This window comes from Streptosporangium sp. NPDC048047 (assembly GCF_040653115.1).
In the GTDB taxonomy this organism is placed as follows: Bacteria; Actinomycetota; Actinomycetes; order Streptosporangiales; family Streptosporangiaceae; genus Streptosporangium.
The window spans coordinates 34,485-60,539 of the sequence record NZ_JBEZNH010000020.1 but is presented as its reverse complement, the minus strand read 5'-3'; the positions used below and the strand labels follow the sequence as shown (position 1 = coordinate 60,539).

The 26,055-nt window shown below is 71.7% G+C and carries 13 protein-coding genes; 9 read left to right on the top strand and 4 right to left on the bottom strand.

Going from position 1 to position 26,055, the window contains the following annotated elements:
* Positions 1 to 80: 80 nt before the first annotated feature.
* Entirely contained in the window at positions 81 to 1,187 is a 1,107-nt protein-coding gene (locus AB0D67_RS19170; protein WP_362936882.1) for a citrate synthase 2, read from the bottom strand.
* Between the two features lie 169 nt (positions 1,188 to 1,356).
* On the opposite strand from AB0D67_RS19170, the gene pdxH reads away from it, so the two are divergent.
* The 5 genes from pdxH (at position 1,357) to AB0D67_RS19145 (ending at position 7,620) form a co-directional block, all read left to right on the top strand.
* A complete protein-coding gene (pdxH, locus tag AB0D67_RS19165) occupies positions 1,357 to 2,010 on the top strand; it encodes a pyridoxamine 5'-phosphate oxidase (RefSeq protein ID WP_362936879.1) in 654 nt (217 codons plus the stop codon).
* A 58-nt stretch (positions 2,011 to 2,068) separates the two neighbouring features.
* A complete protein-coding gene (locus AB0D67_RS19160; RefSeq protein WP_362936876.1) occupies positions 2,069 to 3,316 on the top strand; it encodes an MFS transporter in 1,248 nt (415 codons plus the stop codon).
* Between the two features lie 185 nt (positions 3,317 to 3,501).
* Positions 3,502 to 4,203 (top strand): metal-dependent transcriptional regulator, encoded by a 702-nt coding sequence (locus AB0D67_RS19155; RefSeq protein ID WP_362936873.1) that lies wholly within the window; start codon positions 3,502 to 3,504, stop codon positions 4,201 to 4,203.
* A 126-nt stretch (positions 4,204 to 4,329) separates the two neighbouring features.
* Positions 4,330 to 6,570 carry a SpoIIE family protein phosphatase gene (locus AB0D67_RS19150; RefSeq protein WP_362936870.1) on the top strand — a complete coding sequence of 747 codons (2,241 nt, stop codon included), beginning with the start codon at positions 4,330 to 4,332 and terminating at the stop codon, positions 6,568 to 6,570.
* Between the two features lie 273 nt (positions 6,571 to 6,843).
* Positions 6,844 to 7,620: an alpha/beta fold hydrolase gene (locus AB0D67_RS19145; RefSeq protein ID WP_362937118.1), complete on the top strand. Its 777-nt coding sequence runs from the start codon at positions 6,844 to 6,846 to the stop codon at positions 7,618 to 7,620.
* 140 nt (positions 7,621 to 7,760) lie between these two features.
* Here the strand turns inward: AB0D67_RS19145 and AB0D67_RS19140 are convergent, their stop codons facing one another.
* Together AB0D67_RS19140 and AB0D67_RS19135 are read right to left on the bottom strand one after the other, a co-directional pair.
* Entirely contained in the window at positions 7,761 to 8,525 is a 765-nt protein-coding gene (locus tag AB0D67_RS19140) for a hypothetical protein (protein ID WP_362936867.1), read from the bottom strand.
* A 255-nt stretch (positions 8,526 to 8,780) separates the two neighbouring features.
* Entirely contained in the window at positions 8,781 to 8,942 is a 162-nt protein-coding gene (locus tag AB0D67_RS19135) for a hypothetical protein (RefSeq protein ID WP_362936864.1), read from the bottom strand.
* A gap of 101 nt (positions 8,943 to 9,043) precedes the next feature.
* Here AB0D67_RS19135 and AB0D67_RS19130 point away from each other — a divergent pair, with 101 nt between their 5' ends.
* Positions 9,044 to 9,580, top strand: coding sequence for a hypothetical protein (locus AB0D67_RS19130; RefSeq protein ID WP_362936861.1), 537 nt, complete (start codon positions 9,044 to 9,046; stop codon positions 9,578 to 9,580).
* A 100-nt stretch (positions 9,581 to 9,680) separates the two neighbouring features.
* Here the strand turns inward: AB0D67_RS19130 and AB0D67_RS19125 are convergent, their stop codons facing one another.
* Complete coding sequence (locus AB0D67_RS19125) at positions 9,681 to 10,826, bottom strand: acyl-CoA dehydrogenase family protein (RefSeq protein WP_362936858.1); 1,146 nt, start codon at positions 10,824 to 10,826, stop codon at positions 9,681 to 9,683.
* A 346-nt stretch (positions 10,827 to 11,172) separates the two neighbouring features.
* Between AB0D67_RS19125 and AB0D67_RS19120 the strand changes: the two genes are divergently transcribed.
* The 3 genes from AB0D67_RS19120 to AB0D67_RS19110 all read left to right on the top strand — a co-directional run bounded on the left by AB0D67_RS19120 (position 11,173) and on the right by AB0D67_RS19110 (position 26,029).
* Positions 11,173 to 12,963: a hypothetical protein gene (locus AB0D67_RS19120; protein WP_362936855.1), complete on the top strand. Its 1,791-nt coding sequence runs from the start codon at positions 11,173 to 11,175 to the stop codon at positions 12,961 to 12,963.
* 15 nt (positions 12,964 to 12,978) lie between these two features.
* Positions 12,979 to 13,842 carry a class F sortase gene (locus tag AB0D67_RS19115; RefSeq protein WP_362936852.1) on the top strand — a complete coding sequence of 288 codons (864 nt, stop codon included), beginning with the start codon at positions 12,979 to 12,981 and terminating at the stop codon, positions 13,840 to 13,842.
* 688 nt (positions 13,843 to 14,530) lie between these two features.
* Positions 14,531 to 26,029, top strand: a complete 11,499-nt coding sequence (locus AB0D67_RS19110; protein ID WP_362936848.1) for a hypothetical protein — start codon at positions 14,531 to 14,533, stop codon at positions 26,027 to 26,029.
* Positions 26,030 to 26,055: the final 26 nt, after the last annotated feature.

Here is a 26,055-nt window from a genome sequence, read left to right as displayed (position 1 = left end):
AGGGGATCGCGCGGCGGCCGCGGGGGAGGGCCGACGGGGCCGGGCGGGGGAGCCCGGTCCGGAAAGCCGGCCGCGACGGCTCAGGCGGAGCGGACGACCTCGGCGGCGCCGGGGACGTCGTTGATCGAACGCTGCGCGGGACCCACGTACTTGGCGCTGGGGCGGACGAGCCTGCCCGTGCGCTTCTGCTCCAGGATGTGGGCGGCCCAGCCCGCGGTGCGGGCGCAGGTGAACATGGAGGTGAACATGTGCGAGGGGACCTCGGCGAAGTCGAGGATGACCGCGGCCCAGTACTCGACGTTGGTGGCGAGCACACGGTCGGGCTTGCGGGCGTGCAGCTCCTCCAGCGCGGCCTTCTCCAGCGCGGCGGCGACCTCGTAGCGCGGCGCGTTCAGCTCCTTGGCCGTACGGCGCAGCACGCGGGCGCGGGGGTCCTCGGCGCGGTAGACGCGGTGGCCGAAGCCCATGAGGCGCTGGCCCTTGTCGAGCTCGGACTGCACGTACTTCTTGGCGTCGCCGACCTGCTCGACACCCTCGATCATGTGCAGCACGCGCGCCGGGGCGCCGCCGTGCAGCGGACCGGACATGGCGCCGACGGCGCCGCTCAGCGCCGCCGAGACGTCGGCGCCGGTGGAGGCGATGACGCGGGCGGTGAAGGTGGAGGCGTTCATGCCGTGCTCGGCCGCCGACACCCAGTAGGCGTCGATGGCCTTGACGTGGGCGGGGTCGGGCTCGCCCCGCCAGCGGGTCATGAACCGCTCGACGATGCTCTCGCACTCGTCGATCCGCTTCTGCGGGACCATCGGCTGGCCGAGGCCGCGCGACGACTGGGCGACGAAGCTGAGGGCGGTCACGCTGGCGCGCGCGAGGTTGTCGCGCGCCTCGTCGTCGTCGATGTCGAGCAGCGGCTTGAAGCCGTACGCGGGGGCCAGCATGGCCAGCGCGCTCTGCACGTCGACGCGGATGTCACCGGAGTGGACAGGAATGGGGTACGGCTCGGCCGGGGGCAGGCCCGGCTGGAACTCGTTGTCGACCAGCAGGCCCCACACGTGTCCGAAGGAGACGCGGCCGACCAGCTCTTCGATGTCGACGCCCCGGTAGCGAAGGGCGCCCCCTTCTTTGTCCGGTTCCGCGATCTCCGTCTCGAAAGCTACGACGCCTTCGAGCCCGGGTTTGAAGTCGGACATTCTCGGCCGCCTCCCTTTCTTGAAGTCAAAGCCTTGATGTCGAGATACCGGCGGGTCATATTCAACCCTGTGGGGGACAGTGGTGTGGCCCCGGACCCGCCGGAACGCGATCGTCCCAGGTAGGGGGCGCGCGCATGCTCTTGGTTCAACCACGGGAGAATACCGAACCGTGGATGCCACCTCGCGCCCGCCGTCGCTCGCGGGCCTTCGCCGTACCTACGAGGGCGACCCTCTGTCGGAGGGGGATCTCGCGCCCGATCCTGTGACGCAGTTCACCGTCTGGTTCGGTGAGGCCCTGGACGCCGGGCTCCCCGAACCCAACGCCATGATCCTCGCCACCTGCTCGGCGGGCGGGCTGCCGACGGCCCGCACCGTGCTGCTGAAGGGCTACGACGAACGGGGGTTCGTCTTCTACACCAACTACGAGTCCCGCAAGGGCCGCGACCTCCGGGAGAACCCCAGGGCCGGCCTGCTGTTCCCCTGGCACCCCATCCGCCGCCAGGTGCGGGTGGAGGGCACGGTGACGCGGCTGCCGCGCGAGGAGTCGGCCGCCTACTTCCGCTCCCGCCCCTACGGTTCGCGCATCGGCGCCTGGGCGTCGCGGCAGTCGGCCGTGGTGGGCTCGCGGCAGGAGCTCGACGCCCGCTACGCCGAGCTGGCCGCGCGCTGGCCGGAGGATCCGCCGGTGCCCGACTTCTGGGGCGGGTTCCGGGTCGCGCCGGTGGAGGTGGAGTTCTGGCAGGGCCAGGTCTCCCGGATGCACGACCGCCTGCGGTACCGGCGCGCGGGTGACGGATGGGTCGTGGAACGCCTGGCTCCCTGACGCATTACTCTCTCGTTGCTGATATATCCGCATATATCAGCCTTGATGAGGGGGAATCGTGGCGTTCGGGGACATGGTGCGGCGGCTCGCGGTGGACACCCGTCCGCTCGCCGTCCCGGCCTTCCGGCGGCTCTGGGCCGGGCAGGGCGTGTCGTTCATCGGCTTCCAGCTCACCGCGGTGGCGGTCAGCGCCCAGATCTACGACATCACCTCCTCCTCGTTCTGGGTCGGCATGCTCGGCCCGGCCAACCTCATCCCCCTGATCGTCTTCGGGCTGTGGGGCGGCGCCGTCGCCGACGCCGTGGACCGGCGCAGGCTGCTGCTGACCGGATCGGTCATCGCCTGGGCCGCGACGCTCGCCCTGCTGGCCCAGGCCGTCCTCGGCACCGCGAACGTCGGGCTGCTGCTGGCGACCACGGCCGTGCACGCCACCGGCTTCGCCATCACCGGCCCGACCCGCGGCGCGATCATCCCCAGGCTCGTCCCGCCGGAGATGGTCCCGGCCGCCAACACGCTCAACTACCTCGCCGGAGGCGTCGGCAGCGTCGTGGGCCCGCTGGTCGCCGGGGTCGTGCTCGCCCGGGGCGGCCTCGCCGCCGCCTACCTGGCCGACGCCGTGCTGTTCACCGCCGGCTTCTACGCCACGCTGCGGCTGCCGGGCCTGGCGCCGCTCGGCGAGGTGACCCGCCCCGGCCTCCGGTCCGTCCTGGACGGCCTGCGCTACGTCTCCGGCCACCCCATCGTGATGATGTCGTTCGTCGTGGACATCATCGCCATGGCCTTCGCCCTGCCCCGGGCGCTGTTCCCCCAGATCGTGGCCGAGCGGTTCGGCGGCTCGCCGATCGCGTTCGGCTGGCTGTCGGCGAGCATGGCGATCGGCTCGGTCGCCGGCGGGCTGATGTCGGGCTGGGTGGGCCGGGTCCGGCGGCAGGGCCTGGCGCTCACCTTCGTGATCGCCGCCTGGGGGCTCAGCGTCGCCGCGTCCGGGCTGGTGGGCGCGCTGTGGGCGATGGTCGCGCTGCTCGCCTTCGGAGGGGCCGCCGACCTCGTCTCCTCGGTGTGGCGGCAGACGATCCTCCAGACGCACGCGCCCGACGACATGCGCGGGCGGATGCAGGGGGTGTTCATGGTCGTGGTGGCCGGCGGGCCCCGCCTCGGGGACCTGCGCGCCGGGGCCACCGCCACGTGGTTCGGCGCCACCGGGGCCTGGGTGGGCGGCGGGATCGCGTGCGCGCTCGCCGTACTCGCGGTGGGGCTGGCGGTGCCCTCGTTCAGGGGTTACCGTGCGGGCACACGCGAGGTCTGACCGGTCCGGGAGGCGTCCGGGAGGCGTCCGGGAAGCATCGGGCGCGCTCCGGTGTTGCCGTCCTTTGCCACCGCGGACCCGATACTCCCAATAGGGTCGGGGTCTGAGACTTCTTCCGTCCCGCACCGCCCTTCGCGGAACGTCGCGTGATGGACGAGGAGGCATCGAGATAGGACGGAGGAGCCTTGACCGCACACGGCCTGATCGACACCACGGAGATGTACCTCCGCACCATCTTCGAGCTGGAGGAAGAGGGGATCGTCCCGCTGCGGGCCCGGATCGCCGAGCGGCTGCAGCAGAGCGGCCCCACCGTCAGCCAGACGGTCGCCCGCATGGAGCGCGACGGCCTCGTCCGCGTGGAGGGCGACCGCCACCTGGCCATGACCGACCTCGGCCGCACCCTGGCGACGCGCGTCATGCGCAAGCACCGCCTCGCAGAATGCCTGCTCACCCAGGTGATCGGGCTGCCCTGGGAGGAGGTGCACATCGAGGCGTGCCGCTGGGAGCACGTCATGTCGGAGTCGGTGGAGGCCCGGCTGGTCTCCCTGCTCAACAACCCGACCGAGGACCCCCACGGCAACCCCATCCCCGGCCTCGACGAGCTGGGCGTCGAGGGCGCCGGGAGCGACTGGGAGTCGCTGCCGTCGATGGCCGCTCTGGCCGGACCCAGAGATATACCCGTCGTCGTCCGCCGAATTAGCGAACAAGTGCAAAGCGATCCGGCTGTGATGCTTAAACTCAAGCAAGTTGGGATACAACCCGGACGCGAGGTAACGCTCGCGGCGAGCGACGACGGTGTGCGGGTGACAGGTGACGACGAGGCGGAGAACAATCTTGCGGAGCTTCCGCGGGAGATCGCCGCGCACGTCTTCGTCTCCACTCGCTGACCAGGGCCCCTCTGCTTGGTTGGATCCCCCTGGGGAGCCCCTCCGCTTCCACTCCCAGGCCGAGACTGCAGCTGGAGCAACCGTGGTTCGCTTTGCGCACACCCGTCCTCAAGGGGTGGTCACCGGATGAAGCGGTGGGGGGACCTCTCACCGGACACCGCCGATCACCTGACGGCCGGTTCCGTTCTCGACCACGCCGAGATGGCGGTGGTCGTCACCGACAGATTCAGCAACATCCTCTACCGGAACCCGTTCGCCGACAGGCTCTTCGGCCGCCCCGCGGCCGCGGCCTCCCGGGAACAGTCCTTCTCCCTCGGCGTCATGGAGAAGGACCATCCGCTCGCCGGTGAGCTCGCCAAGCACGTCCTCAAGGGCGGGGTCTGGGAGGGCACGTTCGACGTCCGCCGCGGCGACGGGACGATGATCTACGTCCGGGCGCAGGCCGTACCGCTGCGGCACCCGTCCGGATCGGTCAGCGGCATCGTCATCACCGCCCGCGAGGCGATGCGCAGCAACGAGCGGGAGAAGGACCGCTTCGGGCTGCTGGAGCGGATCGGCGAGCGGCTCGCCGGATCCCTCTACGTCGAGGAGACGCTCAAGCGGGTCTCCGAGATGCTCGTCCCGCAGTTCGCCGACCACTGCTTCATCGAGCTGATGGAGGGCGACCGGCTGACCCGCAGGGTCTCCACCCACGTCCAGGGCTGGAGCCCGCCGCCGGACACGTGGGCGCCGCTCGGGGCGGAGATCCGCTATCCCCCGGGCCACTACGCCGACATCGCGCTGCGCCGTCAGGAGACCGTCCTGGTCGAGGACTTCGCGCAGACCAACTACCCGAGCCCCGGCGAGGCCAACACCCGCCTGGCCGCCGAGATCGGCCTGACCTCGGCCATCGTGGCGCCCCTGTGCGTGCGCGGCGAGACCCTCGGGCTGATGTACCTCGGGCTGTCCAACCTCACCGACCGGCGCAGCCCGCACTACGACGCCTTCGACCGCGACTTCGTCGGGGCCATCGCCACCCGCGTGGCCGTGGCCGTGGACAACGCGCTGCTGTTCGAGGAGGAGCGGCACACCGCCGAGTCCTTCCAGAAGTACCTGCTGCCCCCCGCGCCGCTGCCCGAGCTCGACGGGCTGGAGATCGCGGTCCGCTACTACCCGGCGGCCCCGCTCGCCAGCCACGGCCAGGGCATCCAGACCCAGGTGGGCGGCGACTGGTACGACGTCATCCCGCTGTCGGCGGGCCGGGTCGGCATCGTCATCGGCGACGTCGAGGGCCGCGGAGCCAAGGCCGCCGCCGTCATGGGCCAGCTGCGCGCCGCGCTGCGCGCCTTCGCCCAGGACGACAAGCCGCCCGCGGAGATCCTCGCCAAGCTCGACGAGTGGACCCGCATCATCGCCACCCCCGAGCGCGACGACAGCGGCACCGACGTCAGCGTCCCGCCCATCGTCACCTGTCAGTACCTCGTCTACGACGCCTGGTCGCGGCAGCTCTCCTTCGCCAACGCCGGCCACGCCCCGCCGCTGCTGCTGCACGGCGGGGTCTGCCGGGAACTGCAGATCGAGGAGGTGGGCCAGCCCCTCGGCGTCCGCGCCAAGGGCATGCACGCCGACCTGGTCTACAAGGAGGAGACCCGGACGCTGCCCCCGGGCGCCGCGCTCGTCCTCTACACCGACGGCCTCGTGGACCGCCGCCCGGTGCGCGACGCCGACGGCCGGGCACCCACCGAGGAGGAGACCTTCGACATCCTCCGCCGGCGGCTCGCCGAGGAGGCCGGCGCGTCGGTGGAGCACCTCGCCGAGGTGGCGACGTTCGCGGTGCCGGGCGAGATCGACGACGACATGGCGATCCTCGTGGTCAGGTCCGCCTCCGACGACCTCGACGTCGAGGAGCGGACGTTCCCGGCCCAGCCGATCATGGTCGGTGAGGCCCGCCGGATGGCGTCGGACGCGTTCACGGGCTGGAACGTCCCCGAGGAACGCGCCGAACTCGCCTGCCTGCTGGTCTCCGAGGTGGTGACCAACGTCGTGCTGCACGCCGCCACCGCCACCGTCCCCCGGCGGGAGCTGCCTATGGACGGCCCCTCGCTGTCGTCCCTGTCGTTCGACGAGACCTGGGGCGACGGGCCCGACTTCGACGACGAGGTCACCGCCGAGAAGGAGTTCACGCTCCGGCTGCGCCGGGGCCGCGACTCGGTCTGGGTGGAGGTCTTCGACCAGGACCTGCGGCTTCCCCGGATCCGCAGCGCCGGGGAGAACGACGAGGGCGGACGGGGCCTGTACCTCGTCGACCAGCTCGCCAGGCGCTGGGGGTCACGCCCCACCAAGGAGGGCAAGGCCGTCTGGTTCGAGATCCCCACCAAGACCCGCTGAGGCCCCCGGTCCACCGGGGTCCTGCGGTCCGCCGAGGTCCGTGGGCCGCCGAGGACCCGGTCCGCTGTGGTCCGCGATCCGTTGAGATCACGGTCCGCCGTGGTCTGCGATCCGTTGAGATCACGGTCCGCCGAGGTCCCGGTCCGCCGGGTCCCGCCGAGGCGCCGTCCCGCCGCCGAACCTCCCGGCGGCGTCCGGCCGCGTCCTTCGCCGGGATCGGGGTACGGCGCGGGCGGCTGGCCGGTCTCCGCGCGAGGTGCTTGACTCGTGGGCATGGAACTGGCCTTCGAACGGCGCGGGGTGGGTCCGCCCCTGATCCTCCTGCACGGAATCGGGCACCACTGGCAGGGATGGCTGCCGGTGCTCGACCGTCTCGCCGCCGAGCGGGACGTCGTCGCCGTGGACTTCCCGGGCTTCGGTGTCTCGCCGCCGCTGCCGCCGGGCACGCCGTACACCCCCGAGGCGCTCGCCGACGCGGTCGAGGCGTTCTGCGCGGTGCTCGGCCTGCGTGAGCCGCACGTCGCGGGCAGCTCCCTGGGCGGCTACGTCGCGCTGGAGCTCGCCGCCCGCGGGGTGGTCCGCACCGCCACCGCCCTCTCCCCGGCCGGGTTCTGGAACCGTACCGAGCTGGCCTACGCCCGCGCGGTGCTCCGGGCGATCAGGTCGCTGGCGCGCGAACTGCCGGCCGGACGCGCCCGCCTCCTCGCCGAGCACCGGATCGGCCGGACGCTGACGATGGGCCTGATGACGGCCCACCCGGACCGGCTGTCCGCCGAGGCGGTGACGGCCGCCGCCGAGGCGATCGCCGGCGCCCCGGGGTTCGACGACACCCTCGACGCGTTCCTGTGGACGATGCCGCCCGCCCCGCCGAAGTCGCCGATCACCATCGCCTGGGGCGAGCACGACCGGCTGCTGCCCCGGCGCCAGGCCGTACGGGCGGCCCGGTGGTCGGGACAGCGGGTACGGCTGCTGCGGGGATGCGGGCACCTGCCGATGAGCGACGACCCCGGCCTGGTCGCCCGCGTCCTCCTGGAGGGCTCCTCCCGCTGAACCCGCGCCGGGGCGTACGGCAAGCGGCCGGGCTCGCGATGTCTGTCCGGTGTGACGCCTGTCCGGTGTGACGCCTGCCCAGTGTACGGCGCGGCCGGGCGTTACCGCCCGGCCGGCCCGGATGCCGGAGCCTTCCCGCGCTACCGGGTGCGGCGGCGGTTGCGCAGCGCCGCCACCCCCGCGACCACGGCGGCCAGCGCGCCCGCCGTCACCGCCGTCGCGGTGTGGCGGCGCTGCTGCACGGCGGTGCCGGCCAGGCCCCAGACCAGCGTGGCGGGGTAGGAGATCGAGCGGGGACCGGCGGCGATCACGGCCGTGGCTACGGCCCCGGTCACGGCCAGCGCCGGAACCGCCCAGGGGCGCTGCGGGTCGGCCGCCGCGGGGCCGTCGACGGCGCCGTCGAGCACCGAGATGGCCGACGCCAGGGTGAGCCAGCCCGCGAACCCGGCCAGCGGCTCGCGCACCGCCCAGCGCCACCCGTCCCGCCCGCGGTCCTCGTGGTTTCCGTGATCCCTGTGGGAACCGTCCTCGGGGGTGTCCCGGCCGGTGAGGGCGTAGGCCGTCACCGCCGACACCCAGGTGACGCCCACCAGGGGCAGGAACGCCCGGGTGCCCTGCGCGCGGCTCTGCAGGCCCGCGCCGAGGTAGCCCAGCGCGGCGGGCAGGGCGAGGCGGCCGAGGACGTGGTCACCGCGCCGCCGCGGCATCGCCTGGTAGACGGCGTAGGCCAGCGAACCCGCGTAGATCGGCCCCCAGATGCCGAAGGCACGGCTGGGAGGGACGATCGCCGACGGCGACCGTTCCGCGTCGCCGTAGTCCCCGGTGGCTCCCAGCGTCAGGCCGGTCACGACCGCCCCCGCCGTCAGCGCCTGCCATGCCACGCCCTGCCGAATGCCGTCTCCCATGTCCCCGCACCCCACCGCGAGCGGCCCGGTGAGACGCACCGTGTCTCGGCCGGCCGGGTTCCCGCGTGCCGCGATGGCCCTTCCCACGGGCTCACTTCCCCCGACGGGCCCGCCCATTCGGCGCGGGGCCGGCCGCCGGCGTGATCCGTGGCATGTGGCCCGTCCGCCCCGGCGGCGCGACGGGGCATCGGAAACACCCGCTGACCAGGTACGGAAGGACACGGCCGGCCACCCGCCTGGAGCGTCCGGGCGGGGTCAGCGGAACGTCTGCGCCCACAGGGCGAGGGCCACCAGGACGAACACGATCACGATGCCGGCGTAGCCGACGGGACCGAGCCGCAGCGCCCGCCGTACCCGGTTGAGACCCCAGGCGAACAGGAACGCCAGGAAGATCAGCAGAATCAGCCCGCTGTCCATCGCCACCGCCTCAGGGAGTCCACGCAGACCAGTATGCGTCGGCGGAGCCGATCACGCGGTGGGTAACGGCCGGACGCGCTCACATGAGATCGTTGCGCCTCATGAACGCTTCCCCGAAGACATCGCGCGTCCTGACGGCCGTCGTCCTCACCGCGGGTCTCGCGGCGGGCCTGACCGCCTGCTCCGGCGACGGTGACGGCAACTCAGCCGCGCCGGCACCCACCGTCACGGTGACCGAGACGTCCGCGGCGACCGGGACGGCCTCGGAGCCGCCCGTGACCGCCCCGCCCACCTCCTCCGTGCCCACCGTCACGGCCACGCTCACCGCCTCGCCCGCCGCGACGCCGAGCGTCTCCGGCATGCGGGGTCTGGACGAGGACCTGGTGGGGGACGTGCAGCTCGATGGAAGCGGCGCGATCACGGTGGCTCCCGAGGGCGAGGCCGCGCGGCGGGCCAAGCTCATGCCGTTCACCGAGGTGCTCGACGTGCAGGGCGGCATCTGCACGAAGGGATCGCTCCCGCATCGGTGCACCACCGACCAGCTCCGCAAGGCGCTCAAGGCGGGGACGTCCCTCTACGCCAAGGTCACCGTCAAGGACGGCTTCGCCATGCGGATCGAGGAGATCGTCCCGGAGTGACCGGCGGGGCGCCGGGGAGGGCCCGTTCATCCCGGAGCGGCGCCCGCCGGGACGGGCGATCGGGAGCCGGGGATCGGCGGCCCGGCGGGGCGCCGGCCGCTCAGAAGCCGAAGGACCGGCCGATGATCTCCTTCATGATCTCGGTGGTGCCGCCGTAGATGGTCTGCACGCGGCTGTCGATCCAGGCTCTGGCGACCGGGTACTCCAGCATGTAGCCGTAGCCGCCGTGGAGCTGGAGGCAGCGGTCGATGACCCGGTTCTGCAGCTCGGTGGTCCACCACTTGGCCTTGGCCGCGTCCACGACGCTCAGTTCCCCGGCGTTGAGGGCCCGGACGCACCTGTCCACGTAGTGGCGGGCGATGTCGACCTCGGTGTCCAGCTCGGCCAGCACGAACCGGGTGTTCTGGAAACTGCCGATGTTGCGGCCGAAGGCCGTGCGGTTCCTGCAGTACTCGATGGTCGTCCGCAGAACGGTCTCGGCGGCGGCCACCGCGGCCACCGCGATCGACAGCCGCTCCTGCGGGAGGTTGGCCATGAGCTGGTAGAAGCCCTGTCCCTCCTGTCCGCCCAGCAGGTTTGCGGCGGGGACCCGCACGTCGTCGAAGGACAGCTCCGCCGTGTCCTGGGCGTGCATGCCGATCTTCTCCAGGTTGCGGCCCCGGGTGAAGCCCTCCATGCCCCGCTCGGCGACGAGCAGCGAGATGCCCCGGGCGCCCGCGTCCGGGTCGGTCCTGGCGACCACGACGACGAGGTCGGCGTTGATGCCGTTGGTGATGAAGGTCTTGGAGCCGTTGACGACGTAGTGGTCGTCCTCCCGCACGGCGGTCGTCCGTACGCCCTGCAGGTCGCTGCCCGCGCCGGGCTCGGTCATCGCGATGGCGGTGATCAGCTCGCCGCTGACGAAGCCGGGCAGCCAGCGGGCCTTCTGCCCGTCGTCCGTCAGGTTCAGGAGGTAGGGGGCCATCACGTCGTTGTGCAGGGAGAAGCCCAGGCCGGACGCGCCGGCCGCGACGACCTCCTCGACGATCACGGCGTTGTAGCGGAAGTCGGTGATGCCGGCTCCGCCGTACTCCTCGGGCACCGCGAAGCCGAACATGCCGACCTCGCCGGCCTTCTTCCACACCTCGCGGGGGACGATGCCGTCCTTCTCCCACCGGGCGTGGTGCGGGACGACCTCGCGGGCCAGGAACTCGCGTACGGTCTCCCGGAAGAGCAGGTGCTCCTCCTCGAACAGGTCTCGCTGCATCGGCGGATCCTCCCGGGGTGGTTCTACGGTCCCTACGGTCCCGCGCAACAGAATACGATTCTGTTGCCGTCTCGGTACAGTACGGCCGGCGACGCCCGCACGGCCCCCGTCCGGGCCCCGACCGGCGGGAACGGGCCGCTCCCGCCGGGTGATCCCCGGGGGACAGCGGGTCACAACTGCGCCACGGTCCCCTGTGGATTCCCTGATCCCGCTGCGCCAAAGAGGTCGAAAACCGTACGATCTACCCTTGGTTTGCTATAGGTGGCGCCGAGTCGGCGGCCCCGGCGATCGGAGTGTTGTGGTGGTTCGGTGGCGATCCAGGCTGAGTAAGCCTGTCGCGGTCTCGATGCTGGGTCTGCTGGGAGGGGCACTGGTCGTGCTCCCCTCGGGGCAGGCGAGCGCCAACGCCGCCGAGCTGGTGGTCGACTACCAGTGCACCGGGGGACCGGACAGCATCGTGCGGAGCGGCCCGGTACGCCTGCGGACCCATGTGTCGGTCCCGACGACGCTGACCGTGGGCGAGCCGCTCAACATCGGCTGGAAGCTCGGCTACCTCGACATCGCCAGGTTCGGCTCGCCCGGTTACTTCGCGCCCGGCGCCACGGTCACCGCCACCGGCACGGTGGCGTTGTCGGGTGTCTGGAGCGGTGCGCTGAAGCCGGTGGGCGCGGTGGAGCAGCCCCGGCAACTCCAGCCGGGCACCGTCCTGAAGCTCCCCGAGACGATCTCCGACTTCGCGCACACCGACAAGGCCGGAACGCTCAAGGTCACGCCGCGGAACATCGTGGTGGACTTCGCGCCCCCGGCCGGCGAGGTCATGGTCAACGACGACGACTACTCTCGGGTGAAGTACTTCGGAGGTGGCTGGAAGGACCGGAACAACCAGCCGGTCGAGCACAACGACTACCAGCGCGACCTGCACCGCACCGTGGAGAAGGAGGATTACGCCTCCTTCACGTTCACCGGCACCGGCATCGAGTACGTCGCCCAGCGCGACTATCGGGCCGGGAGGGTCCGCTTCTACATCGACGATCAGGTCGCCACCCCCGCCTATGTCGACGCCTCCAAGAAGGCCGACGGCACCCCGTCCACCGACGCCGGCAAGGGCGGGCTGACCCTGTGGCGCTTCCGCGGACTGAACTACGGCAAGCACACCATCAAGGTCGTCAACGACGAGCAGGGCAAGTGGGGGCAGCTCGACGCGTTCCGGGTGATCACCAAGGAGCTGTCCGCCCCGCCGAAGGCGCACCGGGCCACCTGTACCCTCGTCAGCAACCCGGTGTCGGTGAACGTCGTCATCTCGGACCCCTCGTCGACCACCCCGCCGCCGAACACCACCCCGCCGACCTCTCCGGGTCCGACGGAAGACCCGACCAACACGCCGACGTGCCTCCCGACGACCCCGCCCCCGGCGCTCGCTCCCACCGGCCCGCCTACGCCCGCCCCCACCGTCACCCCGACGGGCACGCCGACGGCGACCCCGGACCTCACGGCGACTCCGGACCTCACGGAGAACGACCCCGCTGACACGGACGATCCGAACGTGGCCCCGGAGGGCTTCGACAAGGCCGCGAGGACCCCCACCCCGCCGGAGACGCCCGCGCCGACCGAGTCGCCGACGGAGCGGATGCCGATCGCCCCGACGACGACGCCGCCGGCGACGCCGACCCCGACGTGCTCGCCGAGCACCCCCCCGACGACTCCCTCGCACACCCCCACGAACTCGAATTCGGGTTCCCCGTCGCCGTGCGTGACCATCACCCCCACGCCCACCTCGACGGCCACGCCGACCCCCACACCGACCCCCACCGTCTCGTGCTCGCCGACGACGACCCCCCCGCAGACCACGCCGCCCCCCACGCCCACCCAGAGCAACAGCGCCAACGGCAACACGTCGACCCCGAAGCCGACGCTGACCGTGACGGCGACCGTCACCCCGACCAGGACCGCCCCCACCACCCCGCAGGTGGTGATCACTCCCACGGGCGGCGCCCAGACCGGTGAGGCGCCCGAGCAGGAGGGCGGCACCTCGGCCCTCATGCTGGTCGGCGCCGGCGGCGCCATGCTCGCCGGCAGCGGGATGGGCGGCGTGGTGCTCGTACGGCGGCGCGCGGCGCACTTCCGCGGCCGGAGCTAGGTAAGGAGGCGCCGGATGTACTCAGGGCCCTCGCACGGCGGCCCCGGACCCTACGGACACGATCCCCGTGACCCGTACGGCGCGGGCCGCCCGCCCAGGAGCGCGCGGAGGCTGCTGCTGCCCGCGCTGCTCGTGGCCGGGTCCCTCGGCGGGGTCGGGGCGATCATGGTAGGGCTGCTCACCTACCTGTCCCCGGGTGGCGAGGAGGAGTACTACCGGGCCGCGGAGTCGCAGTCGGCGACCGGTACGGGGGCGCAGAATCCGCCGCCACCGCCGGTGGGGGAGGAGAACCCCGCGCTGACGCTCTCGGCGGCCGTCGGGCCGGGCGGGCTGGACGGGCCGCTGACGGCGGCGGCCCCGACGGCGCCGCCGCCGTTGCCCGTGGTCCAGCCGCCGGAGCCGCTCAAGACCGTCGCCGGTGTGCGGCCGAACAAGCTCTCCGTCGGGAAGATCGGGCTGCTGGCGCCCCTGACGCAGGTCGGGGTGGACGCCAAGAAGGAGGTCCAGACCCCGCCGCTGAGCAAGCCGAAGCTGGCGGGCTGGTACAGGTACGGGCCCGTCCCCGGCCAGCAGGGTCCCTCGGTGATCCTCGGCCACGTGAACACCAAGAGCGGTCCCGCCGTGTTCAGCCGCCTGAAGGAGATCAAGCGCGGCGACACGATCAGGGTGTCGCGGTCGGACAAGGCCGTGGTGGAGTTCACCGTCGACGGTGTGGAGCAGGTCAGTAAGAAGGCGTTCCCGTCCAAGCGGGTCTACGGCAACACGGGCGAGGCCACCCTGCGCCTGATCACCTGCGGCGGCGTCTACAACCCCAGGATCGGTCACTACACCGACAACATCATCGTCTACGCCACCCTCTCCAAGGTCGTCCGCCGCTGATCCGGGTCCGCTGCCCCGGGTCCGCTGCCCCGGGTCCTCCGGGTACCGGCACCCGGGTGCCGTCCGTGTCCCCGCGCCGGTGGTTCCCGGTGCGAACGGTCCGCGCTCGCCGATGGAGTTCACGGGTCCCCCACGCGGGGGCCTGCCATCGCGCGGATCGTCTCCTGGACCCTGGATCTTGGGGTAAACCGGTCTTTAGCCCGATAAAGATGGCGTGAAGCTGATAAAGCTCTCTATCCCTAGGGAAAATCATCGGCACGCAGTCGGCGTCACGGATGATTCGCGGGGAAACGCCGTTTTCGGCGTCCGGTAAAACCGATTTGCAGCCAGAAATGCTCTGCCGAGCGCCATATGGCACGCGGGGCCTTCAACGCCGTGTTAGACCGATGTTTCGGCTATCGATGGGTTACTCTTCCAGGGTCACGACCAGGATTCTGGCGCGGCAGAAGGCACGTCCCCCCGTTCGATGATTCGGCGTCATTCGCCGTCTCGCCTGCGGGAGGTCGGTTCTGTTGTTCTGGGTCCACACGCGCCGGGGATTCCTCGGCAGCGCCCTGTCGGGATTTCTGGCGTGCGCGGTCGGCATGGGATCGACGGCGCCCGCCTCCTCCACCGCGTCTCCGGACGGTAGAGGCGTCCGGCCGTTCGTGATCGACTGTGGGCCGGGCCGGGCCGTACCGGGCCGGCGTTGCGGTTGACGCGGGAGGTGCGGGCCGAGGGCGGCCGCGCGGCCGTCACACTGCGCGTCACCAACACCGGCCGGGTCGCGGCGAAGGGGGCGGGCTTCGCCGAGGACCTCTCGGGGATCCCCGGCGACCGGGCCGTGGTCGACGCACGGGCCACCACGGGAAAGCTGGCCTATGCCAAGCCCAGGCTCAGGTGGACGGGCGACCTGGCCGCCGGTGACAGCGCCACGATCAGCTACGCCGTACCGGTTCCGGCGTCCGCCGGGCGGATGTCCATCTCCACGGTGGACGGGGACGCGGGGCGGACCTGCCGGGGCACGACGACCTCCTCCGGGGACACCGCGCAGGCCGGGGAGCAGGCGCGGTCGTCCGGCGCCGCCTCCCCGGTGACGGCGACGGAGGAGGACGCGGGCGATACGGCCGCCACGCCGGCCGGTGACGGGAAGGCGTCGGACGCCGCCGCGACCGGTGACGGGAAGACGCCGGACGCCGCTGCCGGGCCGGCGCTGCCGGACGCGAAGACCGGTACGGCTCGAAACACCGAGGCCGGCGCCGAGGCCGGGGCGAGCGGGAGAAACGGCGGCGCCGAGGCGAACGCGGAGAACCGCGCGAGAGCGAAAGCCGGAGGCCGCGCCAAGACGAAGGCCGGGAAGCGCGCGAAGGCGAAGGCCGGGAAGCGCGCGGGGGCGCGGGCGAAGCCCGGCGCGAAGGGCGACGCCCGAGTGGCGGCGCGCCGGGCGCCGATCCCCTTCTCCCTGCGTTACGGCGACAACTTCCGCGGTGCGATCACCCGGGCGGCCAACGCGGTCGTGACCTGCTACCCGCCCGCGGTGGCGGACTGCGTCACCCGCCGGAACGGCACGGGCAACAACAACGTCGCCGCCACCTTCATCGACGTGGACAGCGACGCCTCGACGTTCAACTCCAGCACCGCGGACCTCACAGTGTCGCCCGGTGCGCAGGTGGCGTACGCGCGGCTGTACTGGGGCGGGCGGAGCCAGACCACGACCGACACGCCGGGCCTGCCGGCCGGCAACCGCTTCGCTCCCGCCATCGCCCAGCGCGGCCAGGTGCTGATCAAGGCGCCGGGTGACTCCGCCTACCGGACGGTCACCACCGACAGCACGATCGGCGACACCCCCGACAACGTCACCGCCGCCGGAATCGTCTACGGCGCGTCCGCCGACGTCACCGCCCTGGTGACGGCGGCCGGCGCCGGCACCTACGCGGTGGGGAACGTGCAGGCCGCCCGGGGCTCCGACGGTCTCGGCGCGTTCGGCGGCTGGACGCTGGTGGTCGCCTACCGGGACCCGACCCTGCCGCTGCGGAACATCTCGCTGTTCGACGGTTTCCTGTTCCAGCAGAACGGCGCTCCGGACACCACGATCACCCTGTCCGGATTCCAGACCCCGACCCTCGGAGCGGTGCACGTCAACCTCGGGCAGGTCGCCCTCGACGGTGACAACGCGATCGTCGGCGACTCCCTGAGCGTCAAGACCACCAACGGGCCGCTGACCGTGCTCAGCGACGCCCTCCATCCGGCGAACAACTTCTTCAACTCCACCATCGCCACGCTCGGCAACCAGGTGACCGACCGGAACCCGACCTACACCAACACGCTCGGGTACGACTCCAACATCGTCGACGCGTCCTCGGCGTTCCGGAACAACGACACCTCGGCCCAGTTCACCTTCAGCACCGTGGGAGACGCCTACTGGCCGCAGGTGTTCTTCACGCAGACCGACCTCCGCCAGGCGAACATCCGGCTGAGCAAGACCGCCACGGTCGTGGGCGGCGGGGAGCCCGCACCCGGCTCCGTCATCGAGTACACCATCACCGCGACCAACACGGGGGACGACAACGCGATCAACGTGGTGCTGACCGACCCGATCCCGGGCAACACCACCTACGATCCGGAGACCATCGTCATCGCCTCGGGCCCGAACGCCGGGCCGAAGACGGACGCCGTGGGCGACGACCAGTGCGAGTTCGTCGGCAACCAGGTCCAGGTCCAGCTGGGAACCGGCGCGACGCCCTTCGCGGGCGGCACGCTGGCCCCCGGGCAGTCCACCTCGGTGACGTTCCGGGTCACGCTCGGTCCCGACTCGCCCGGCACGACGGTCACCGACACCGCGACCGTCACCTACGCCAGCTCCGACACGCCCACCCAGCAGGGGGAGGCCGACGCGAGCGCCTCGGTGGTGGTCCCCGTGCAGATCTCGTCGCTGTCGCTGCTGAAGACGGCCTCGCCGAGCTCGGTGACGGTGGCCGGGCGGACGATCACCTACTCCTTCCTGGTCACCAACACCGGCGACACCACGCTGACGGGCGTGACCGCTCAGGACACGTCGTTCTCGGGTTCGGGACCGCCGCCGGTGATCACGTGTCCGGTGACGACGCTGGCTCCGGGCGCGTCCACGACCTGTACGGGTACCTATGTGACGACGCAGGCGGACGTGGACGCAGGGGCGATCGTGAACACGGCGACCGCGTCGGGCACTCCGCCGACGGGTCCGCAGGTCACCTCCGCTCCTTCGACCGCGACGGTGACCATCCCGTCGGCGCCGAGCATCGCGCTGCTGAAGACGGCCTCGCCGAGTTCGGTGACGATCGCCGGGCGGACGATCACGTACTCCTACCAGGTGACCAACACCGGCAACCGGACGCTGACGGGTGTGACCGCGACCGACACGTCGTTCTCGGGTTCGGGACCGCCGCCGGTGATCACGTGTCCGGTGACGACGCTGGCTCCGGGCGCGTCGACCACCTGTACGGGCACGTACGTGACGACGCAGGCGGACGTGGACGCAGGGGCGATCGTGAACACGGCGACCGCGTCGGGCACTCCGCCGACGGGTCCGCGGGTCACCTCCGCTCCTTCGACCGCGACGGTGACCATCCCGTCGACGCCGTCCCTGTCCCTGCTGAAGACCGCCTCCCCGGGCACGGTGTCGGCGGCGGGCCAGACGGTGACGTACTCGTTCGCGGTGACCAACACCGGTAACCGGACGCTGACGGGCGTGAGCGCCCGGGACACGGCGTTCTCGGGTTCGGGACCGCCGCCGGTGATCACCTGTCCGGTGACGACGCTCGCACCGGGCGCGTCCACCACCTGCACGGGCACCTACACGGTGACGCAGGCCGACATCGACGCCGGTTCGATCATCAACACGGCGACCGCGTCGGGCACTCCGCCGACGGGCCCGGTGGTCACCTCCAACCCGTCGACCGCGACCGTCAACGTCCAGTCGCTGACCGGCCTGTCGCTGCAGAAGACGGTGTCCCCGAACACGGCCGGCGGGGCCGGCCGTACGGTGACGTACTCGTATGCGATCACCAACACCGGTAACCGGACGCTGACGGGCGTGGGCGCGACCGACACGGCGTTCTCGGGTTCGGGTCCGCGGCCGGTGATCACATGTCCGGTGACGACGCTGGCTCCGGGGGCGTCCACGACCTGCACGGGGACGTATGTGACGACGCAGGCGGACGCGGACGCGGGGTCGGTGGTGAACACGGCGGTCGCCTCGGGCACCCCGCCGACGGGTCCCCCGGTGACGTCCAACCCGTCGACCGCGACGCTGACCTTCCCGTTCGCCCCGTCCCTGTCGCTGCTGAAGACCGCGTTCCCGTCGTCGGTGACGGTGGCAGGCCGGACGATCACGTACTCGTTCGCGGTGACCAACACCGGTAACCGGACGCTGACGGGCGTGAACGCGGTCGACACGTCGTTCTCGGGGTCGGGTCCGCCGCCGGTGATCACGTGTCCGGTGACGACCTTGGCGCCGGGCGCGTCCACGACGTGCACGGGCACGTACGTGACGACGCAGGCCGACGTCAACGCCGGGGCGATCGTGAACACCGGGCTCGCCTCGGGCACCCCGCCGTCGGGTCCGCCGATCAACTCCAACCCTTCGACCGCGACGGTGACCATCCCGTCGGCGCCGTCCCTGTCCCTGCTGAAGACCGCCTCCCCGGGCACGGTGTCGGTGACGTACTCGTTCGCGGTGACCAACACCGGTAACCGGACGCTGACGGGTGTGGGTGTGACCGACACGGCGTTCTCCGGGTCGGGGACGCCTCCGGTGATCACGTGTCCGGTGACGACGCTCGCTCCGGGTGCGTCCACGACCTGCACTGGAACGTACGTGACGACGCAGGCGGACGCGAACGCGGGGTCGGTGGTCGACACGGCGGTCGCCTCGGGCACCCCGCCGGCGGGTCCCCCGGTGACGTCCAACCCGTCGACCGCGACGCTGACGATCCCGTCCTCCCCGTCCCTGTCGCTGCTGAAGACCGCGTTCCCGTCGTCGGTGACGGTGGCGGGCCGGACGATCACGTACTCGTTCGCGGTGACCAACACCGGTAACCGGACGCTGACGGGCGTGACCGCGGCCGACACGTCGTTCTCGGGGTCGGGTCCGCCGCCGGTGATCACCTGTCCGGTGACGACGCTCGCACCGAACACGTCCACCACCTGCACTGGAACGTACGTGACGACGCAGACGGATGTGGACTCGGGAGCGGTGGTGAACACGGCGGTGGCGGCGGGCACCCCGCCGACGGGCCCGCCGATCACCTCCAACCCTTCGACCGCGACGGTGACCTTCCCGTCGGTGCCGGAACTGGAGCTGCTGAAGACGGCGACCCCGGGCACGGTGTCGGCGGCGGGCCAGACGGTGACGTACTCGTTCGCGGTGACCAACACCGGTAACCGGACGCTGACGGGTGTGACCGCGACCGACACGTCGTTCTCCGGGACGGGGACGCCTCCGGTGATCACCTGTCCGGTGACGACGCTCGCGCCGGGCGCGTCCACCACCTGCACGGGCCCCTACACGGTGACGCAGGCCGACATCGACGCCGGCTCGATCGTGAACACGGGACTCGCGACGGGCACCCCGCCGTCGGGTCCGCCGGTGACCTCCGGCCCGTCGACCGCGACGGTGACCGTCGAGTCGATCGCGCGGCTGGCGCTGCTGAAGACGGTGTCCCCGGACACGGTCGGCGGAGCGGGCCGTACGGTGACCTACTCGTACGCGATCACCAACACCGGTAACACGACGCTGACGAGCATCGGCGCGGAGGACACGGTGTTCTCCGGGACGGGGACGCCGCCGGTGATCACCTGTCCGGTGACGACGCTCGCGCCGCAGGCGTCGACCACCTGTACGGGCACGTACACGGTGACGCCGGCGGACGTGGACGCGGGGTCGGTGGTGAACACGGCGACCGCGTCGGGCACCCCGCCGACGGGTCCCGCGGTGACGTCCGACCCGTCGACGGCGACGCTGACGATCCCGTTCGCCCCGGAACTGGCGCTGCTGAAGACCGCCTTCCCGTCGGCCGTGACGGAGGCGGGCTCGATCGTGACGTACTCCTACCGGGTGACCAACATCGGCAACCGGACGCTGACGGGTGTGACCGCCGAGGACATCGCGTTCTCGGGCACCGGTACGCCGCCGGTGATCACGTGTCCGGTGACGACGCTCGCGCCGGGCGCGTCCACCACCTGCACGGGTCCCTACACGGTGACACAGGCGGACATCGACGCCGGTTCGATCGTGAACACGGCGACCGCGTCGGGCACGCCGCCCGGGGGCGGCACGATCACGTCCGACCCGTCGACCGCGACGGTCACCGGGCAGCCGGGCCCGCACATCGAACTGCTGAAGACGGCCTTCCCGACCTCGGTGGGACAGGCAGGCCGTACGGTCACCTACTCGTATCAGGTCGTCAACACCGGAAACGTGACGCTGACCGATGTGAACGCGGTCGACACGGCGTTCTCCGGTACGGGGACGCCTCCGATGATCACCTGTCCGGTGACGACGCTCGCGCCGAGTGAGTCCACGACCTGCACCGGCACCTACACGGTGACCCAGGCCGACATCGACGCCGGGTCGATCACCGACACCGCGGTGGCGTCGGGCACCCCGCCGACGGGTCCGGCGATCACCTCGGATCCGTCGACGGTGACGGTCGATGTCCGGTCGGCCCCGGACATCGCGCTGCTGAAGACGGTGTCCCCGTCGATCGTGTCGGAGGCCGGCCAGACGGTGACGTACTCGTTTGCGATCACCAACACCGGTAACACGACGCTGACGAGCGTGGGCGCGCAGGACACCGCGTTCTCGGGCACCGGGACGCCGCCGGTGATCACCTGTCCGGTGACGACGCTCGCGCCGGGCGCGACCACCACCTGCACCGGCACCTACACGGTGACGCAGGCGGACATCGACGCCGGGACGATCACGAACACGGCGCTCGCGTCGGGCACTCCGCCGGAGGGCCCGCCGATCGTCTCCGACCCGTCGAGCGCACCGGTCACGGTCGAGTCGCTGGCGCGCCTGGCGCTGCTGAAGACGGCCTTCCCGAGCACGGTGCTGGCGGCCGGGGTGACGGTGACGTACTCGTACGCGGTCACCAACACCGGTAACACGACGCTGACGGACGTGAACGCGGTCGATACGGCGTTCTCCGGTACGGGGACGCCTCCGGTGATCACCTGCCCGGTGACGACGCTCGCGCCGAACGAGTCCACCACCTGCACCGGCACATACGTGACGACGCAGGCGGACGTGGACGCCGGGGTGATCGTGAACACCGCCCTCGCCTCGGGCACCCCGCCCGTGGGCGGGCCGGTCACGTCCGACCCGTCGACCGCGACGGTGAACATCCCGCCGGTCCTCAACCTGGAGCTGTCGAAGTCGGCCTCCCCGACCTCGGTGGGGACCGCGGGCCGTACGGTCACCTACTCGTACGTGATCGTCAACACCGGGAACCGGACACTGACCGACGTGAAGGCGGAGGACATCGCGTTCTCCGGGTCGGGGACGCCGCCGGTGATCATCTGCCCGCTGGTGACGCTGACGCCGGGCGCGTCCACGACCTGCGTCGGCACGTACACGGTGACGCAGGCCGACATCGACGCCGGTTCGATCGTGAACACCGCGGTGGCGTCGGGCACCCCGCCGGAGGGCGAGCCGATCACCTCGGATCCGTCGACGGTGACGGTCGACGTCCGGTCGGCTCCCGACATCGCGCTGCAGAAGTCGGCCTCCCCGGGCACGGTGTCGGCGGCGGGCCAGACGGTGACGTACCTGTACACGGTCACCAACACCGGCAACCGGACGCTGACGGGTGTGACCGCGCAGGACACGGCGTTCTCGGGTACGGGGACGCCTCCGGTGATCACGTGCCCGGTGACGACGCTGGCTCCGGGAGCCTCAACGACCTGCGTCGGCCCGTACACGGTGACGCAGGCGGACATCGACGCGGGGTCGATCGTGAACACGGCGACCGCGTCGGGCACCCCGCCCACGGGCGAGCCGGTCACCTCCGGCCCGTCGACCGCGACGGTGACCGCCCAGTCGCGGTCCACCCTGTCGCTGCAGAAGACGGCCTTCCCGAGCACGGTGCTGGCTGCCGGGCTGACGGTGAGCTACTCGTACGCGATCACCAACACCGGGAACACGACGCTGACGGACGTGAGCGCGCAGGACACGGCGTTCTCCGGGACGGGGACGCCACCGGTGATCACCTGCCCGGTGACGACCCTGGCGCCGCAGGAATCGACCACCTGTACGGGCACGTACGTGACGACGCAGGCGGACGTGAACGCGGGGTCGATCGTGAACACGGCGGCCGCCTCGGGCACCCCGCCCACCGGTCCGGCGGTGACGTCCGGCCCGTCCACGGCGACGGTGACCATTCCGCCGATCTCGAACCTGAGGCTGCTGAAGACGGTCTTCCCGACCTCGGTGGGGGTGGCGGGCCGTACGGTCACCTACTCGTACGCGATCGTCAACGACGGCAACCGGACGCTGACCGACGTGAAGGCGGAGGACATCGTGTTCTCGGGCACGGGGACGCCTCCGGTGATCACGTGTCCGGTGACGACGCTGCCGCCGGGTGCGGCCGTGACGTGCACGGGCACGTACACGGTGACGCAGGCGGACATCGACGCGGGGTCGATCGTGAACACGGCGGTGGCCTCGGGCACCCCGCCGGAGGGCCCGCCGGTCGTCTCCGGTCCGTCGTCGGCGACGGTCATCGTCCAGTCGGCCCCGGGCATCGTGCTGCTGAAGACGGCGGCGCCGGTCACGGTGTCGGCGGCGGGCCAGACGGTCACGTACTTCTACGGGATCGTCAATCCCGGCAACCGGACGCTGACCGATGTGAAGGCGGAGGACATCGCGTTCTCGGGCACGGGGACGCCTCCGGTGATCACGTGTCCGGTGACGACGCTGCCGCCGGGTGCGGCCGTGACCTGTACGGGCACGTACACGGTGACGCAGGCGGACATCGACGCCGGGTCGATCATCAACACGGCGACCGCCTCGGGCACCCCGCCGGGGGGCGAGCCGATCACCTCCGGCCCGTCGACCGCGGGGGTGACCGTCGCGTCGCTGCCCAGGCTGTCGCTGCAGAAGACGGCCTTCCCGAGCACGGTGCTGGCCGCCGGGCTGACGGTGAGCTACTCGTACGCGATCACCAACACCGGCAACGCGACGCTGACGGACGTGAACGCGACCGACACGGCGTTCTCGGGTTCGGGCCCGCCTCCGGTGATCACGTGTCCGGTGACGACGCTGGCGCCGGGCGCGTCCACGACCTGCACGGGGACGTACGTGACGACGCAGGCCGACGTCAACGCGGGGTCGATCGTGAACACCGCGGTCGCCTCCGGCACGCCGCCCACCGGTCCGGCGGTGACGTCCGGCCCGTCCACCGCGACGGTGACGATTCCGTCGCGCCCCGGGCTGTCGCTGGATAAGACGGCCTTCCCGAGCACGGTGCTGGCGGCCGGGGTGACGGTCGCCTACTCGTACGACGTCGTCAACACCGGGAACGTGCCGCTGACGGACGTCAGCGCGACCGACACGGCGTTCTCGGGCACCGGGACGCCGCCGGTGATCACGTGTCCGGTGACGACGCTGGCTCCGGGTGCGTCCACGATCTGCACGGGCACGTACGTGACGACGCAGGCGGACGTGGACGCCGGTTCGATCGTGAACACGGCGACCGCGTCGGGCGCCCCGCCGGAGGGCCCGCGGGTGGTGTCGGACCCGTCGACGGCGACGGTGACCATCCCGCCGGTCCTGGGCCTGTCGCTGCTGAAGTCGGCGACGCCGAGCGTGGTGACGACGGCCGGCCAGACGGTCACGTACTCCTACGCGCTCGTCAACGACAGCAACCGGACGCTGACGAACGTGAGCGCGCGGGACACGGCGTTCTCCGGTTCGGGGACGCCGCCGGTGATCACGTGTCCGGTGACGACGCTGGCTCCCGGCGCGACGACGACCTGCACGGGGACGTACGCGGTGACGCAGGCGGACCTGAACGCGGGGTCGGTCGTGAACACGGCGGTCGCCACGGGCACCCCGCCGGAGGGCGAGCCGATCACCTCGGGCCCGTCGACCGCGACGGTGACCGCCGAGTCGGCGCCCGGCCTGTCGGTGCTGAAGTCGTCCTCGCCGACGTTCGTGCTCAGGGCGGGTGAGACGCTGACCTACTCCTACCTGGTCACCAACATCGGCAACCGGACGCTGACGGACGTGAGCGTGGAGGACATCGTGTTCACGGGCACCGGAACGCCGCCGGTCATCACCTGCCCGGTGACGACCCTGGAGCCGGGAGCCTCCACGACCTGCACCGGCACGTACGTGACGACGCAGGACGACATCGACACGGGCTCGATCACCGACACGGCGGTCGCCACGGGCACCCCGCCGACGGGCCCGCCGGTGACGTCGGAGCCGTCGACCCTGGTGGTGCCCGACGACGAGATGCCGGCGGTATCGCTGCTGAAGTCGGCCTCGCCGGCGACGGTGTCGGCGCCGGACCAAACGGTGACCTACTCCTTCCTGGTCACCAACACCGGTAACCTCACGCTGCGGAACATCAGCGTGGAGGACACCGCGTTCTCGGGCTCGGGGACGCCTCCGGTGATCACCTGCCCGGACGTGAGGCTGGCGCCGACGGTGTCGGCGACCTGCACGGGCACGTACGCGGTGACCCAGGCCGACCTCGACGCCGGATCGATCACGAACACGGCGGTGGCCAGGGCCGTCCCGCCGGAGGGCGCGCCGGTCTTCTCCGAACCGTCGAACGCGACGGTCACGGCGGCGGTCGACTCGTCGCTGGTACTCGTCAAGTCGGCATCGCCGACGACGGTGACGGCGGCGAACCAGACGGTGACGTACTCCTTCCTGGTGACCAACACCGGCAACGTCGAGCTCCGCAACCTGAGCGCCTCGGACACGGCGTTCTCCGGTACGGGGACGCCTCCGGTGATCACCTGTCCGGACACGCCGCTGGCGCCGGGGGCGTCGGCGACCTGTACGGGCACGTACGTGACGACGCAGGCCGACATCGACGCCGGGTCGATCAGGAACACGGGGACCGCCTCGGGCACCCAGCCGCTGGGCGGGGTCACCCTCTCCAACCCCTCGACGGCGACGGTGACGGCCACGCCCACCGCGTCGCTGGCACTCGCCAAGTCGGCGTCGCCGGCGACGGTGACGGCGGCGAACCAGACGGTGACGTACTCGTATCTGGTGACCAACACCGGCAACGTCACATTGCGAAGGCTGAGCGCGACGGACACGGCGTTCTCCGGTACGGGGACGCCTCCGGTGATCACCTGTCCGGCGACGCCGCTGGCGCCGGGGGCGTCGGCGACCTGTACGGGCACGTACGTGACGACGCAGGCCGACATCGACGCCGGGACGATCACCAACACGGCGACCGCCTCGGGCACCCCGCCGGAGGGCCCGGCGGTGACGTCGGAACCGTCGAACGCGACGGTGACGGCCACGGCGAACGCCGCGCTGACGCTCGCCAAGTCGGCCTCGCCGACGAGGGTGACGGCAGCGGGTCAGACGGTGACGTACTCCTACCTGGTGACCAACACCGGAAACGTCACACTGCGGAGGGTGAGCGCGACGGACACGGCGTTCTCCGGGTCGGGGACGCCTCCGGTGATCACCTGTCCGGCGACGCCGCTGGCGCCGGGGGCGTCGTTGACCTGCACCGGCACCTACCGGGTGACCGCGGCGGACCTCATCGCCGGTTCGATCACGAACACGGCGACCGCCTCGGGCACCCCGCCGTCGGGCCCGGCCGTCACATCCAACAGCTCTACCGTGACGGTCATCGCCGTCGCCCCGAGGCCCCGGCCGCGGCCCGAGCTGGTGCGTTCGCGGGCGCACGACAGGTCGTCCTCCGGCGAGGAGGCCGGCTACGCCCGCGACACCCAGGACATCACCTCGGTGAGCCGGAACAGGACCAAGGTCATCGGTGATATGGACGGCTGCTCCGGACGGAGTCACGCGTCGCGGCGGTGCCGGGCTCACGACCGGCGCCACGACGGCCACCTCTTCCACCCGGACTCCGGAGGGCGGATCGCGGACCCGCCGCACCGGCGGCACCACCGCCGCCAGGGCACGATGCCCGCCCGCCGTCTCCACGGGAAGTCGCACCGGCACGGCGGATGACGACAAAGGATAGATGGCGATAAAGG